15 protein-coding genes are annotated in these 12,452 nt (G+C 30.9%); 4 read left to right on the plus strand and 11 right to left on the minus strand.

All coding sequences use genetic code 11. From position 1 onward, the window contains the following. Window positions 1–69: 69 nt before the first annotated feature. From CLCT_RS06760 to CLCT_RS06800, 9 genes are all read right to left on the minus strand, one after another. On the minus strand, window positions 70–1,041 hold the full coding sequence (locus CLCT_RS06760) for a catalase (protein ID WP_149062676.1): 972 nt from the start codon (window positions 1,039–1,041) through the stop codon (window positions 70–72). Window positions 1,042–1,125: 84 nt separating this feature from the next. Then, the gene (gene mreC, locus CLCT_RS06765; protein ID WP_149062677.1) at window positions 1,126–1,869 is read right to left on the minus strand and encodes a rod shape-determining protein MreC; all 744 of its coding nucleotides are present in this window, start codon (window positions 1,867–1,869) and stop codon (window positions 1,126–1,128) included. Beyond that, a complete protein-coding gene (locus CLCT_RS06770; protein ID WP_039668859.1) occupies window positions 1,859–2,896 on the minus strand; it encodes a rod shape-determining protein in 1,038 nt (345 codons plus the stop codon). The genes mreC and CLCT_RS06770 overlap by 11 nt, the downstream gene beginning before the upstream one ends. Before the next feature lie 2 nt (window positions 2,897–2,898). Then, a complete protein-coding gene (gene clpX, locus CLCT_RS06775) occupies window positions 2,899–4,128 on the minus strand; it encodes an ATP-dependent Clp protease ATP-binding subunit ClpX (protein WP_039668860.1) in 1,230 nt (409 codons plus the stop codon). Next, entirely contained in the window at window positions 4,121–4,912 is a 792-nt protein-coding gene (gene lpxA, locus CLCT_RS06780; RefSeq protein WP_039669086.1) for an acyl-ACP--UDP-N-acetylglucosamine O-acyltransferase, read from the minus strand. The genes clpX and lpxA overlap by 8 nt, the downstream gene beginning before the upstream one ends. Then, entirely contained in the window at window positions 4,912–5,352 is a 441-nt protein-coding gene (gene fabZ, locus CLCT_RS06785) for a 3-hydroxyacyl-ACP dehydratase FabZ (protein ID WP_039619275.1), read from the minus strand. The genes lpxA and fabZ overlap by 1 nt, the downstream gene beginning before the upstream one ends. A gap of 68 nt (window positions 5,353–5,420) precedes the next feature. After that, the gene (locus tag CLCT_RS06790; RefSeq protein ID WP_149062678.1) at window positions 5,421–6,494 is read right to left on the minus strand and encodes an epoxyqueuosine reductase QueH; all 1,074 of its coding nucleotides are present in this window, start codon (window positions 6,492–6,494) and stop codon (window positions 5,421–5,423) included. Continuing rightward, the gene (gene bcp / locus CLCT_RS06795; protein WP_039668862.1) at window positions 6,488–6,949 is read right to left on the minus strand and encodes a thioredoxin-dependent thiol peroxidase; all 462 of its coding nucleotides are present in this window, start codon (window positions 6,947–6,949) and stop codon (window positions 6,488–6,490) included. Before bcp ends, CLCT_RS06790 begins: the two co-directional genes overlap by 7 nt. Beyond that, on the minus strand, window positions 6,946–7,152 hold the full coding sequence (locus CLCT_RS06800) for a tautomerase family protein (protein WP_039668863.1): 207 nt from the start codon (window positions 7,150–7,152) through the stop codon (window positions 6,946–6,948). Before CLCT_RS06800 ends, bcp begins: the two co-directional genes overlap by 4 nt. A gap of 98 nt (window positions 7,153–7,250) precedes the next feature. Between CLCT_RS06800 and ilvE the strand changes: the two genes are divergently transcribed. The 4 genes from ilvE to CLCT_RS06820 are packed head-to-tail and all read left to right on the plus strand — an operon-like array spanning window position 7,251 to window position 10,332. Then, the gene (gene ilvE, locus CLCT_RS06805) at window positions 7,251–8,165 is read left to right on the plus strand and encodes a branched-chain-amino-acid transaminase (protein WP_149062679.1); all 915 of its coding nucleotides are present in this window, start codon (window positions 7,251–7,253) and stop codon (window positions 8,163–8,165) included. Between the two features lie 12 nt (window positions 8,166–8,177). Beyond that, window positions 8,178–9,248 carry a prohibitin family protein gene (locus CLCT_RS06810; RefSeq protein WP_039668865.1) on the plus strand — a complete coding sequence of 357 codons (1,071 nt, stop codon included), beginning with the start codon at window positions 8,178–8,180 and terminating at the stop codon, window positions 9,246–9,248. Between the two features lie 17 nt (window positions 9,249–9,265). Beyond that, window positions 9,266–9,802, plus strand: coding sequence for a DUF2393 family protein (locus CLCT_RS06815; protein WP_149062680.1), 537 nt, complete (start codon window positions 9,266–9,268; stop codon window positions 9,800–9,802). Continuing rightward, on the plus strand, window positions 9,802–10,332 hold the full coding sequence (locus tag CLCT_RS06820) for a DUF2393 domain-containing membrane protein (RefSeq protein ID WP_039668867.1): 531 nt from the start codon (window positions 9,802–9,804) through the stop codon (window positions 10,330–10,332). Before CLCT_RS06815 ends, CLCT_RS06820 begins: the two co-directional genes overlap by 1 nt. Window positions 10,333–10,335: 3 nt before the next feature. Here the strand turns inward: CLCT_RS06820 and purF are convergent, their stop codons facing one another. Further along, window positions 10,336–11,676: an amidophosphoribosyltransferase gene (gene purF / locus CLCT_RS06825; RefSeq protein ID WP_149062681.1), complete on the minus strand. Its 1,341-nt coding sequence runs from the start codon at window positions 11,674–11,676 to the stop codon at window positions 10,336–10,338. Beyond that, entirely contained in the window at window positions 11,677–12,405 is a 729-nt protein-coding gene (dapB, locus tag CLCT_RS06830; RefSeq protein ID WP_149062682.1) for a 4-hydroxy-tetrahydrodipicolinate reductase, read from the minus strand. It abuts the gene before it with no gap. Window positions 12,406–12,452: the final 47 nt, after the last annotated feature.

The raw sequence follows: 12,452 nt of genomic DNA on the forward strand, positions 1-12,452 counted from the left end.
AAATTATAACAAATATAAGTTTTTTAGAAGTTGAATTTAAAAAGAATTTAGCCCATTAAGAGCTAAATTTTATTGACGCTTGCCAAAAGTTATAGCATAAGCTTCATTTCTTACATCAAACAAAGGATCTTGTGGCGGATTTACTCCTTGAGGTACATCTGAAGGAAAATATACATCAAAATTACAATCTTCATCACTCAAAGCATTAACTTTAAAAGTTCCAACTAAGCTTTCTTTATGCTTACCACTCCATAAAGCTGTTGTTTCATTAGTAATATCATTTTTATTTGCATATACTAAATACATTTTATATTCTACTGGCTTATTAGTCTTTACGCGATCTTTGAAATCTTCTTTTAAAAAATCACTACTTGCGCTTTTCATTTGCGCCTCATTTAAATACGCCACACCTTCACTTGGAACTAATTTCCATCTTGCTGGCAAATAATTTTCTCCATCTGCTTGTTTAAAATAAAAAGTATGAATACTAAAAAATGGAGTATTTGCTACACTTTTACTAATACCAATTTTATCAGTATATGCAGCAAAATTTCTATAAGAATCAACCTCTTGCATCATTTTACTTATTTTTTCTTGATCAACTTTACCATTTACAGGAAGTCTCATTTCAAAAAACTGACCAAATTCTTTAGGATTTTTTGCAAAATTTATCTCTGTATTTAACATAACCATAGTCCAAGAAGCAGAATCTTGAGGATCAGTAATTCTAATAGCCATGCCTCTTGTTTTGCTTTTATCATCTTTAAAAGCTCCACCCAAAGAATACCTTACTTGAATCGGTAAACTTTTGTGTGTTAATAAAGGCACATCAATTTCTTTATTGATAGATTGAGCTGGTTCAAAAGTTCCCATAGCACAAAAACCTTTTGCATGATTAACTTTTGCTTTGGGATTTTTAGGATCCGCATTGAGTTGATAAAAAATATCCGCTATTTTTTGTGCGTCATATTCCACATCGTTGGCATAAATAGCACTACTTAAACAACAAATAGCCAAACAGCTGCTAATATATTTTTTCATTAAAACTCCTAATTTTAAACTTAGACTATTATAATATATAATTACAAATAATAATTTATATTAATTAAAATAAATATTTTTTTGCTATAAATTTTCTACTACATAAAAATAACTTGGTATTTTCATTTTCACATAAGGTTTAACATAAGCATTTTGATAGGCACCTTCTTCTTCTATTTTAAAAATTTCTCCTACTGGAATTCCTGAAAAGAAAATTTCATCCAAACCACTTGTATAGACTTTATCACCTATTTTAAGTTCAAGCCATTTAGGGATATATTTAACCAAAATATAGTCATTTCTTCCATGAGCTATACCTGGAGCTTGTTCTTTACCTATGTATACAGAAAAAATACATTCCTCATCACCTTGCAAAAGTCCCAAAGCTCTACCATTTTTTTCTATAACTATGCCTGCTGCATAACCATTATAAATTAAACCTTTAATTTTTCCCTTATAATCAGTATCAAGCCAAACCTTATGATAATCACCAATCTGCGCATAAGAAGTTGCCTTAACTAAACTCACATTAGGATAATAAAAACTTGAATTTTTATCACTTAAAATATTATTTAATTCATTAGCAAAATTTTTCATATAGATATTATTTTTTTCAAGCTCGGCGTTTCTTTCTCTTAAATTTCTAATTTCTTGAGCTTGATTAAAATGTTCATTAAATTTATTTTTCAAAACATCAATACTTTGAGAAAATTGATTAACAATAGCAATGTTTAAATCTAAAATATTTCGTTTTATTACATCACCATAATAAAACGAAATAAATACTAAAAAAGATAATATTAAAACGCTAAGAATTTTACTCTTCATTCGTTAGCTGATGTAATAATGAAATTTCTTCTAAGGCTTTACCTGTACCCTTTGCAACTGCTAAAAGTGGTTCATCAGCTACATATACTGGAAGTTTTACAATTTCAGATAAATACCTATCAAGCCCGCGTATTAAAGCTCCACCTCCTGTTAAAACAACACCATTTTCAACAATATCTGCTGCAAGATCAGGCGGCATCATTTCAAGAACAATTTTTAAAGCATCAGCAATTTCTTTTAAATGTTCACGCATAGCCTCTCTTACATCTTCACTTGTTAGTTCGATTCTATTTAACAAGCCTGTTACTTGATCACGCCCTTTAACCACCATAGAAAGCTCTTTCGGAAGCTGAACTGCTGAACCAATAGCGATTTTAATTTCCTCACCAGTTCTCTCACCTATGACAAGATTATATTTTTCTTTTACATAATTTACTATACTAGTATCAAGCTTATCACCAGCTGTACGAATTGATTTTGATATTACAAGCCCACCTAAAGAAGTAACACCAATTTCAGTTGTACCACCACCAATATCAACCACCAAGCTCCCTTGAGGCTCTCTAATTGGTAAATTTGCACCAATAGCTGCTGCCATAGGTTCTTCTATCAAAAATACCTCTCTAGCGCCTGCACTCAAAGCACTTTCTCTAACTGCTTTTCTTTCAACTTGAGTTAAACCATAAGGTACTGAAATGATAATTCTAGGTCTTAAAAAAGATTTTCTTCTATGAGTTTTTTCTATAAAATAACGGATCATTTTTTCAGTCATATCAAAATCAGCAATCACACCATCTTTCATAGGGCGAATTGCTTCGATATTACCTGGAGTTTTTCCTACCATTTCCTTAGCTTCTTTTCCAACAGCTAAAATTTTAACCCTACCATATCTTTCGCGCTCTACTGCAACAACTGAAGGTTCATCAATCACTATACCTTTATCTTTTACCAAAACTAAAGTATTTGCAGTGCCTAAGTCAATCCCCATATCACTTGAAAAAAATCCAATTATTTGATCTAAAATCATTCTCAGCCTTTAACTTTTTTATTTTTTATAAATAAAGGTTTTGCACCTTCTTTAATTACCTCTTTATTAATTACTATGCTATATCCATTATACTCTGGCAAATCAAACATCAAATCTACCATCATCTCTTCAATAATACTTCTTAAACCCCTAGCCCCTGTTTTACGCTCTAATGAAAGCTTGGCAATCTCTCTTAGTGCTTCATCTTCAAATTTTAATTCTACATTATCAATAGCAAAAAGCTTTTGATATTGCTTAATAATGGCATTTTTTGGCTCTGTTAAAATACGCACCATGCTTTCCTCATCAAGCTCTTCTAAAGAAGCAAGCACATGTAATCTTCCTATAAGCTCAGGGATAAGTCCAAAATGCACCAAATCGTCAGGCTCTAGCCTTTGAAGTAATGCTTCTTTTTCATCTTTTTTATCATCAGTAAAAAAGCCCATGACATTATCGCCTAGTTTTCTTTTAATAATATCACCAATACCATCAAAAGCTCCGCCACACACAAATAAAATATTAGTCGTATCTATTTGTATGAAATCTTGATTTGGGTGTTTTCTACCGCCTTTTGGTGGGATATTTACTAAAGATCCTTCTATGATTTTAAGTAAAGCTTGTTGCACACCCTCACCACTCACATCTCTTGTAATGGAGCGATTTTCACCCATTCTTGCGATTTTATCTATCTCATCGATAAATATAATCCCTTTTTGTGCTCTTTGTACATCTCCATCAGCAGCTTGCAAAAGACGAGTAAGGATATTTTCAACATCTTCTCCTACATAACCTGCTTCAGTTAAAGAAGTCGCATCACAAATTGCAATAGGCACATCTAAAAATCTAGCTAAAGTTTGTGCTAGCAAAGTTTTTCCACTTCCTGTTGGGCCTACCAATAAAATATTTGATTTTGCTAATTCTGTATCATCATCTTCTAAGTCAGATCTAAAAAGTCTTTTGTAGTGATTATACACCCCCACGCTAAAGATTTTTTTAGCTCTATCTTGTCCGATGACATATTTATCTAAATATGCTTTTAATTCTTTAGGGGTTATATCTTTAAAATTTTCTTTATCAACTTCTTTATTTTTTAGCTCTTTTTCCTCTCCAAAGAAAATATTGCATGCACTTTCAGCACAATACTCACATATAAAGGCATTATTATAATCATTTACTAAAATTCTTCTTTCGCTTGTTTCTATTTCATTGCAAAAACTACATCTTTTAACCATGGTTTTTTTCCTTATATATAGGAATTCCTCTTTTTGTTTCTAAGATAAAATTACACATTTTTTTAACATTTTCATTAGAAGTATTTTCCAATAAACTCAAAGCATTGTCTTTTAGATTTCCTTGTCTAAATAAAAATTTAAAAGCCTTGCTTAAAATATCCACTTCTTCTTTATCAAAACGTCTTCTAATACCTACTAAATTCAAGCTTCTAATACTTGCGCGATTTCCCTCAGCCAAGCAAAATGGCACCACATCTTGAGAAAGCGCACTAGCACCTGCTATCATACATCCTTCTCCTACTTTTACAAATTGATGTATTGGAGTAAGTCCACCTACCACAGTATAATCTCCAAGTTCTACATGGCCTGCTAAAGTAGCATTATTTGCTAAGATAATGTGATCTCCTAAAGTACAATCATGCGCAATATGAGAATAAGCCATGATAAAAGCATTATTACCTATCCTTGTAAACCCATCGCCTTTAGTTGTACCTGAGTTAATAGTAACAAATTCTCTAATAACCGCATTCTTTCCTATAATAACACCTGAATTTATCTCATCTTTATAAGATATATCTTGCGGGATATCTCCAACTATGGCATAAGAAAACACTTTTGAATTCTCACCTATAGTTACATTAGGTAAAATTCTTGCACCTTGTTTGATGATAGTATTTGCACCTATGTTAGCATTTTTACCAACATAAGCATAAGCTTCTACTACAACATCATCTGCTATAATAGCTCCATCTTCTATAACTGCACTTGGATGAATTTTGCTCATCATTTATCTACTATCATAGCTTTAAGTTCAGCTTCTGCAACTAATTGTCCATCTACAAAAGCTTTTCCTTGGAAAATCCACATATTTCCACGATTTTTTACTACACTCATTTCATAATCAAGTCTATCACCTGGACGTACTGGATTTCTAAATTTTGCATTATCAATACCCGTAAAATATACTACTTTGGTGCTTGGATCTACTTTATCATCCATACTTTCAAATGCTAAAACCCCTCCAGTTTGTGCCATGCCTTCTAAAATTAACACACCTGGATAAATTGGATGATCTGGAAAATGTCCCATAAAGACATGATCACTTATACTAATATTTTTATAACCTCTAACAACTTCTTTGTTTTTTAATTCTACGATTTTATCTACAAGTAAAAATGGATACCTATGTGGTAAAATTTTTTGAATTTGCATTACATCTATCATAAATTTAGCCTTAAAATATATTCAAAATTCAGATTTTACAAAAAAAATATTAATAAATTAATTAAGTTTTATAACTTCACAATCTTTTCTTTGCTATCAAAATAAATTTCACTTTTTGCCATAAATTCATAAGCACCTTTAATAATATTTTCAACAATAATCACCGGTGAAAGATCATAAGTACCAAAATGCTTTTGTCTTATTTTAATTTCTTGCTCTATTTTCAAAGGATTTTGTAAAAAATCTTCAAAATTTTTAAATCGCATTTTACATAAGCTATTAAAATAATCAAAACTCCATAAATTAATCTCATCCTTTGCACTTTTATAATGCTTTAAACCCTCATCTAAAATACTAAATTTAGTGTAAGAATTTTTAAAATGTGAGTAAAATAAAACATGAGTTTTTATAGCTTGTTTATTTTGTTTTATCAAAGCTCTTAACAAGCGGTAATTTAAAAATTTCTCTCTTTGAATTTCAAATTTAACGCCCTTTTTTTCTAACTTTTTTACCTGGTTGTAAAATTTAATTTTTTCTTCTATGCTTGAAGGCAATATTTGTTTATTAATAGGACTCATCAGCTCATCTATAAAGGCTTTTTGACCTTTTTGTTTAGAAAGTGCATAAATACATCCGCAATAATTTTGATGATAAAGCATATCTTGCTTTGCTAGGGAAAATTGTCTTTGCGTACCTCCATTTTTTCTAAAATCTGGCGCTAAAAATTCTATGCCAAATTTATCGCATTCTTTTTGTAATGCTAATTTCAGTTGCTCTAAGTCTTTTTTAGGAGAAGTTAAAAGAGTTGTTGTAAGTTTTTTTTCTCCTATTTTTTGGGCAAATTCAACGCTTTTGTGCATTCTAAAATCAAAACAAATTTGACATCTTGCACCTTTTTCAGGCTCATCCTCATAACCCTTTACGCTCTCAAGCCATTTTTCATACTCATATTCACCCTTATAAAGTTTAATGCCTAATTTATCACAACTGCGTTTAACATCTAAAAATCTAAGTTCATGTTCACTATATGGATGAATATTTGGGTCATAAAAATACCCAATGATTTTCTCTTCAGGATAGGCTTTGCTTAATTCTTGTATAAAATAATGACTATCCACACTACAACAAATATGAACTAACATAATTCTTTTAACACCTTAAAAGCATGATCTTTAGCTTTTACATTTTTATAAATTTTTGCGATATTTCCTTCCTCATCAATTACAAAAGTAGATCTTATAAGTCCTTCATACTCTTTTCCATAATTTTTCTTTAAACCCCAAGCACCATAAAGTTTGCAAATTTCTTTTTCACTATCACTTAACAAAGTGTGTTTTAAATCATATTTTTTTATGAAATTTTCATGTGATTTCACACTATCTGGACTAATACCTATAATCACAGCATTTTGTCCTAAAAAATCTTCATAATTTTGACTAAATTCACAAGCTTGTGTAGTGCAACCTGGGGTATTATCTTTTGGATAAAAATACAAAATAATTTTTTTACCCAAAAAATCACTTAGAGAAATTTTAACCCCATCTTGATTTAAAAGTTCAAAAACTGGGGCTTTATCACCAATTTGTAATTCTTTCATTTTTTACCTTTCATTCTCAATTTTTCTACACTTTCACCACCAAAAGCAATATTATATGGTTCAATATCTTCTAGCATTATGATTATATTTTGCTTTGGTTTATTATATTTTGCATGCAAAAGCTCTGTAATATCTGCTATTAACTCTTCTTTTTGTGCTTTGCTAAATTCTGGTTTAGCAAGTTTGATATTAATAATAGGCATTGTTTTTCCTTACTTTAAATGAAAGAATTTTACTATATTCTAGCAATTATTAGTATATTTTTGATAAAATTAGTTTTATTTTTAATAAAGGCTTAGTTATGATTAGGGCAAAAAAAATTTGGATGGATGGAAAAATCATTGATTTTGATGATGCAAAAATTCATGTTTTAACACATTCATTACATTATGCAAATGCAGTTTTTGAAGGAACAAGAGCTTATAAAACACAAAATGGTTTAGCAATTTTTAGATTAAAAGAACATACCAAAAGACTTTTAGAGTCTGCAAAAATCACTTTAATCAACTCACCTTTTTCTCAAGAAGAACTTGAAAATGCGCAAGTTGAACTTTTAAGAGCAAATGATTTTCAAAATAATACTTATTTGCGCCCATTGATCTTTTTGGGTGATGGAACCATGGGAGTTTATCATGCTAAAGCTCCTGTTAGAGTAGCTATTGCTGCTTGGGAATGGGGTGCTTATTTGGGCGAAGAAGGCTTGAAAAAAGGTATTAAGGTTAAAATTTCTTCTTTTGCTAGAAACAGCGTAAAATCTAGCCTAGGTAAAGCCAAAGCAAGTGCAAATTATTTAAATTCTCAAATGGCTAAATATGAAGCTATAGAAGCAGGATATGAAGAAGCTTTAATGCTTGATGAAGAAGGTTTTGTAGCAGAAGGGACAGGCGAGTGCTTTTTTATGGTTAAAGATGGGAAATTAATCACCCCGCCAAATGATTTTTCATTAAAAAGTATTACCCAAGATACTGTTTTAAAAATTGCACATGATTTGGGCATAAGTGTAGTGCGCCAAAGAATTTCAAGAGATGAAGTTTATGTAGCTGATGAGGCATTTTTCACAGGAACTGCAGCAGAAATAACCCCAATAAATAATATTGATACAAGAATTATAGGAAATGGAAAAAGAGGTGAGCTAACAACAAAGCTCCAAAATGCGTATTTTGATATAGTTTATGGACGCAATGAAAAATACGCTTCTATGCTAACTTATATTTAACAAAGGAACTAAATGCCAGCTGATCTGAATGATTATTTTAATAAAAAAAACAATCAAAACAACAATAAGCAAAATTTAAATTTCAAAGCTCCAGAATTTAATTTCAAAGGTTTTGGAAAATTTTCTCCATTAATTTATAGTGCGATTGCAATTGTTTTAGTTTTTGCACTTTTTAAACCTTTTGCAATAGTTAATTCAGGAGAAATGGGGATCAAATCTACCACGGGTAAATACAGCCCTACTCCACTTGAGCCAGGACTTCATTTTTTTATGCCTATACTGCAAAAAATCACTATCGTAGATACTAGAGTAAGACAAATTAACTATGCTTCAATCGAAGGAATAAATGAAAATTTACAAATAGGCTCAGGTGTTGTAAATAAAAACAGTATCTCTGTGCTTGATTCAAGAGGTTTACCTGTATCTATTGATGTAACCGTTCAATATAGATTAAATCCTTTACAGGTTCCTCAAACCATAGCTACTTGGGGACTTAATTGGGAAAATAAAATCATCGACCCAGTAGTAAGAGATGTGGTAAGAAATGTGGTAGGTCAATATACCGCGGAAGAGCTTCCAACAAATCGCAACACCATAGCAGTGCAAATTGATCAAGGTATTAGAAAAACCATAGAAAGCCAACCAAATGAACCTGCTGAGCTTCAAGCAGTTCAACTTAGAGAGATTATCTTGCCTATAAAAGTAAAAGAGCAAATTGAAAGAGTACAAATTGCTAAACAAGAGGCTGAAAGAACCAAATACGAAGTAGAAAGAGCTAATCAAGAAGCACTTAAAAAAGCAGCTTTAGCTGAAGGGGAAGCAAATGCAACCATAATTAGTGCTAAAGGTAGGGCAAGTGCAGTTAAAATAGAAGCTGATGCACAAGCATATTCAAATAGAGAAATAGCAAAAAGTTTAAATAATCCTTTGCTTGATTTAAAACAAATCGAAACTCAAAAGCAGTTTAACGAAGCACTTAAGGTTAATAAAGACGCTAAAATTTTCTTAACACCTGGTGGAGCTGTGCCAAATATTTGGGTTGATAGCAAAGATAGTAAAAGAACAAGCTCAGTAGCAAATTAAAAACTAAAGAAGTGATAATGAATGCCCAACACATTCGAGAGCAAATGATTTTTTATACTACTCATTTGCACTTAGTTGATTTTTTATTAATGGTCTTGGTTGTATTTTTTTTCATTATCACTTTATTTTTAGCTTTAATTATTAGAAACAAGCCTGCTTTTGCTTTTACGGTTATTTTTTTAGGAATTTTATGTTCAGTAGGTATCGCTTATTTAGGATATTTTTTAATTGATACTAAAGTTAGATCAAGAATAACCAGCTTAGATAATGCTCAATTTTTTGTATATGATAACTCACTCAGCGTTGATTACAGCTTAACAAATACTTCTAAAAAAAGCTTTAGATACTGCAAATTAAAAGTAGAAGTTTTTAAGAAAAGTGATAATAATAGTACTTTTAAAAATTTAATACATACTATAAAACCTTTAAGAAGTAAATCAACTATGATAGAAAAAACAATAAATCCACAACAAACTATTAATTTAAAAACTAAATTTTCCGATTTTAAAGAAGATCAAAATTTTGACATTGAAATTAGTTCAAAGTGTTTTTAATGGGATATTTTACATTTTTTCATATTTTAATCATTGTTATTATGTTAGTTTCTACAGGTTTAACTTGGGTTTTACTTTACTTAAAAGTTCAAAATAAAAAATATATGATTATTTTTTGCATAGTGAGTTTTATACTAGCATCGATTTTGACCATTTCATTACTATTAACTATAGATCAATATACCAAAAAAGCAAGTTTGAGCAATTTTTCAACCTACAGACGCTTAGCAACAGAAAGTATTATTGTAAAAGGTAGAGTAACTAATGATACTAATTTTAAAATTTCTGAATGCTTTTTAGAGCTTAGGATAATTGATGATAACAAAAAACACGAGGTAAGCGGTGAAATCTTTAATCAACAAAATTTTGATAGTATAAAAAGAGCAAATCAAGAACAAAGAGATGCTTCATATAATATCAATATTGCAAAAAACTTACCAGGACATACTTATAAAGATTTTTCATTTGAAGTGGGATTGCCACCTCATTTTCAAAGCTATAAAGTATTTAAACAATTAAAATGCAGATAAGGATTATTTAATAAAATAATCCCCATCAAAACTAATTAAAGAGTATTTTCTTTCATCGCCTATACTTGAAACTAGTTCATTGATATTCAAAAAAGTCAAGCTATCTGCACCTGTATATTCTCTAACCTCTTCAACACTTTTATTAGCTGAAATTAATTCTTCAAAAGTAGGCGTATCTATACCATAAATATCAGGAAATTTGATTTCTGGACATGCTATAGCCAAATGGATTTTTCTTGCGCCTGCTTGTTTTAAAAGTGCAATGATTTTTTTAGAAGTTGTTCCTCTTACCACACTATCATCAATCACCACTATATCTTTGTCTTCTAAGACTTTTTTCATAGGATTGAGTTTTAATTTTACCTTCAAATTTCTCATTTCTTGAGTTGGTTCTATAAAGGTTCTGCCTACATAGTGATTTCTCACTATTGCCATTTCAAGTGGGATTTTTAAATATTGTGCAAAACCTATAGCAGCACTTACGCCACTATCTGGAACTGGCACTACAAAATCCACTTTTTCTTTAAATTTTTTAGCCAAGGCTTCACCCATTTTTTTACGCACTTCATATACGCTTTTACCTTCTATAATACTATCAGGTCTAGCAAAATAAATATACTCAAATGCACAAATTCTTGGATCTGTCTTATCAAATACTTGAATGCTTTCAAACTCATCACTACCCTGAGTAAAAATTAACATCTCGCCTGGTTTTACATCGCGGATAAATTCAGCCTCTATCAAATCAAAAGCGCAAGTTTCACTCGCTACAATATACCCACCATCTTTTAATCTACCTAAAGATAAAGGTCTGACCCCATAAGGGTCTCTTACTACAAAAAGTTGATTTTTACTAGCAAGCATAAAACAATACGCTCCCTTGCTTTGAGTCAAGCTTTCTATAAATCTATCTTTTAAAGTTTCTTTTTTACTTTTTGCTATTAAATGTACTACATTTTCTGTGTCCATATTAGAATGAAAAATAGCCCCATTGTTAATCAGTTCTTTTCTAACTTCTTCTTTATTAATCAAATTTCCATTATGCACTAAAGAAATATCACCCAAAGAACAAGTAGCTGCAACAGGCTGGGCATCATGCAAAGAAGAATTTCCTGCAGTGGAATAACGATTATGTCCTATAGCTATCTCGCCTTTTAATCCTGCTAGAATTTGCGTATTAAAAATTTGTCCTACTTCGCCTTTAGCTTTGTGTGTTTTGATATTCAAACCATCACTTACACTAATCCCGCTTGCTTCTTGTCCGCGATGCTGCATAGCAAATAAAGCATAATAAGCCACCGTACTTGCATTTTTTGAATTAATTACTCCAACTACTGCACACATTTAAATTCCTAAACAATCATCTATATCATATAAGCCATTTTCTTGAGATACCAACCATTTTGCACATTTTATCGCACCTTTTGCAAAAGTAGCTCTTGAAGTAGCTGTATGATTTAATTCTATAAATTCACCTTCATTGTAAAAACCAACCCTATGTGAACCTACTATATCACCACCTCTTAAACTCATCACTGCAATTTCATCTTTACCTCTTTGCCCAATAATCCCATCTCTACCGCTTACTCTGACCTTTTCTAAGTCTAAATTTCTAGCCTTAGCAACATTTTGCGCTAAAGTCATTGCGGTACCACTTGGAGCATCTTTTTTCTTATTATGGTGCATTTCAAGTATTTCTATATCAAAATCTCTCAAAACCTCACTAGCTAAATGAGAAAGCTTTTTTAAAATCGCCACACCTAAAGACATATTGGTTGCATAAAGAATAGGCATAGTAATACTTGCGCTTTGCATTAACTCATTTTGCTTAGCATCTAAACCTGTAGTACCTATCACCAAAGGCTTGGGATTACTTCTAGCATATAAAAGCAAATCCTCACAACCCTTTGGAGTAGAAAAATCAATAATTACATCGCATTTATTAAAAAAATCTTCATAATTTGATCCTTGATCAAAAAACACACTAGCCTTTGCCTGCTCATCATCTTCTAGGCAAAGTCTTATTTGGGTACCCATACGCCCATTACTTCCATGGATTCCAATATTAATCATTTTAAATCTGCCTTTTTAGAATTTGGAAAATTGTAGCGTTTATTTAT

It is taken from the genome of Campylobacter lari subsp. concheus (assembly GCF_008245025.1).
Lineage (GTDB): Bacteria > Campylobacterota > Campylobacteria > Campylobacterales > Campylobacteraceae > Campylobacter_D > Campylobacter_D concheus.

Coding starts and splice junctions, on each gene's coding strand:
- CLCT_RS06760 (WP_149062676.1), bottom strand. CDS start 1,041: ATGAAAAAATATATTAGCAGCTGTTTGGCTATTTGTTGTTTAAGTAGT.
- mreC (WP_149062677.1), bottom strand. CDS start 1,869: ATGAAGAGTAAAATTCTTAGCGTTTTAATATTATCTTTTTTAGTATTT.
- CLCT_RS06770 (WP_039668859.1), bottom strand. CDS start 2,896: ATGATTTTAGATCAAATAATTGGATTTTTTTCAAGTGATATGGGGATT.
- clpX (WP_039668860.1), bottom strand. CDS start 4,128: ATGGTTAAAAGATGTAGTTTTTGCAATGAAATAGAAACAAGCGAAAGA.
- lpxA (WP_039669086.1), bottom strand. CDS start 4,912: ATGAGCAAAATTCATCCAAGTGCAGTTATAGAAGATGGAGCTATTATA.
- fabZ (WP_039619275.1), bottom strand. CDS start 5,352: ATGATAGATGTAATGCAAATTCAAAAAATTTTACCACATAGGTATCCA.
- CLCT_RS06790 (WP_149062678.1), bottom strand. CDS start 6,494: ATGTTAGTTCATATTTGTTGTAGTGTGGATAGTCATTATTTTATACAA.
- bcp (WP_039668862.1), bottom strand. CDS start 6,949: ATGAAAGAATTACAAATTGGTGATAAAGCCCCAGTTTTTGAACTTTTA.
- CLCT_RS06800 (WP_039668863.1), bottom strand. CDS start 7,152: ATGCCTATTATTAATATCAAACTTGCTAAACCAGAATTTAGCAAAGCA.
- ilvE (WP_149062679.1), top strand. CDS start 7,251: ATGATTAGGGCAAAAAAAATTTGGATGGATGGAAAAATCATTGATTTT.
- CLCT_RS06810 (WP_039668865.1), top strand. CDS start 8,178: ATGCCAGCTGATCTGAATGATTATTTTAATAAAAAAAACAATCAAAAC.
- CLCT_RS06815 (WP_149062680.1), top strand. CDS start 9,266: ATGAATGCCCAACACATTCGAGAGCAAATGATTTTTTATACTACTCAT.
- CLCT_RS06820 (WP_039668867.1), top strand. CDS start 9,802: ATGGGATATTTTACATTTTTTCATATTTTAATCATTGTTATTATGTTA.
- purF (WP_149062681.1), bottom strand. CDS start 11,676: ATGTGTGCAGTAGTTGGAGTAATTAATTCAAAAAATGCAAGTACGGTG.
- dapB (WP_149062682.1), bottom strand. CDS start 12,405: ATGATTAATATTGGAATCCATGGAAGTAATGGGCGTATGGGTACCCAA.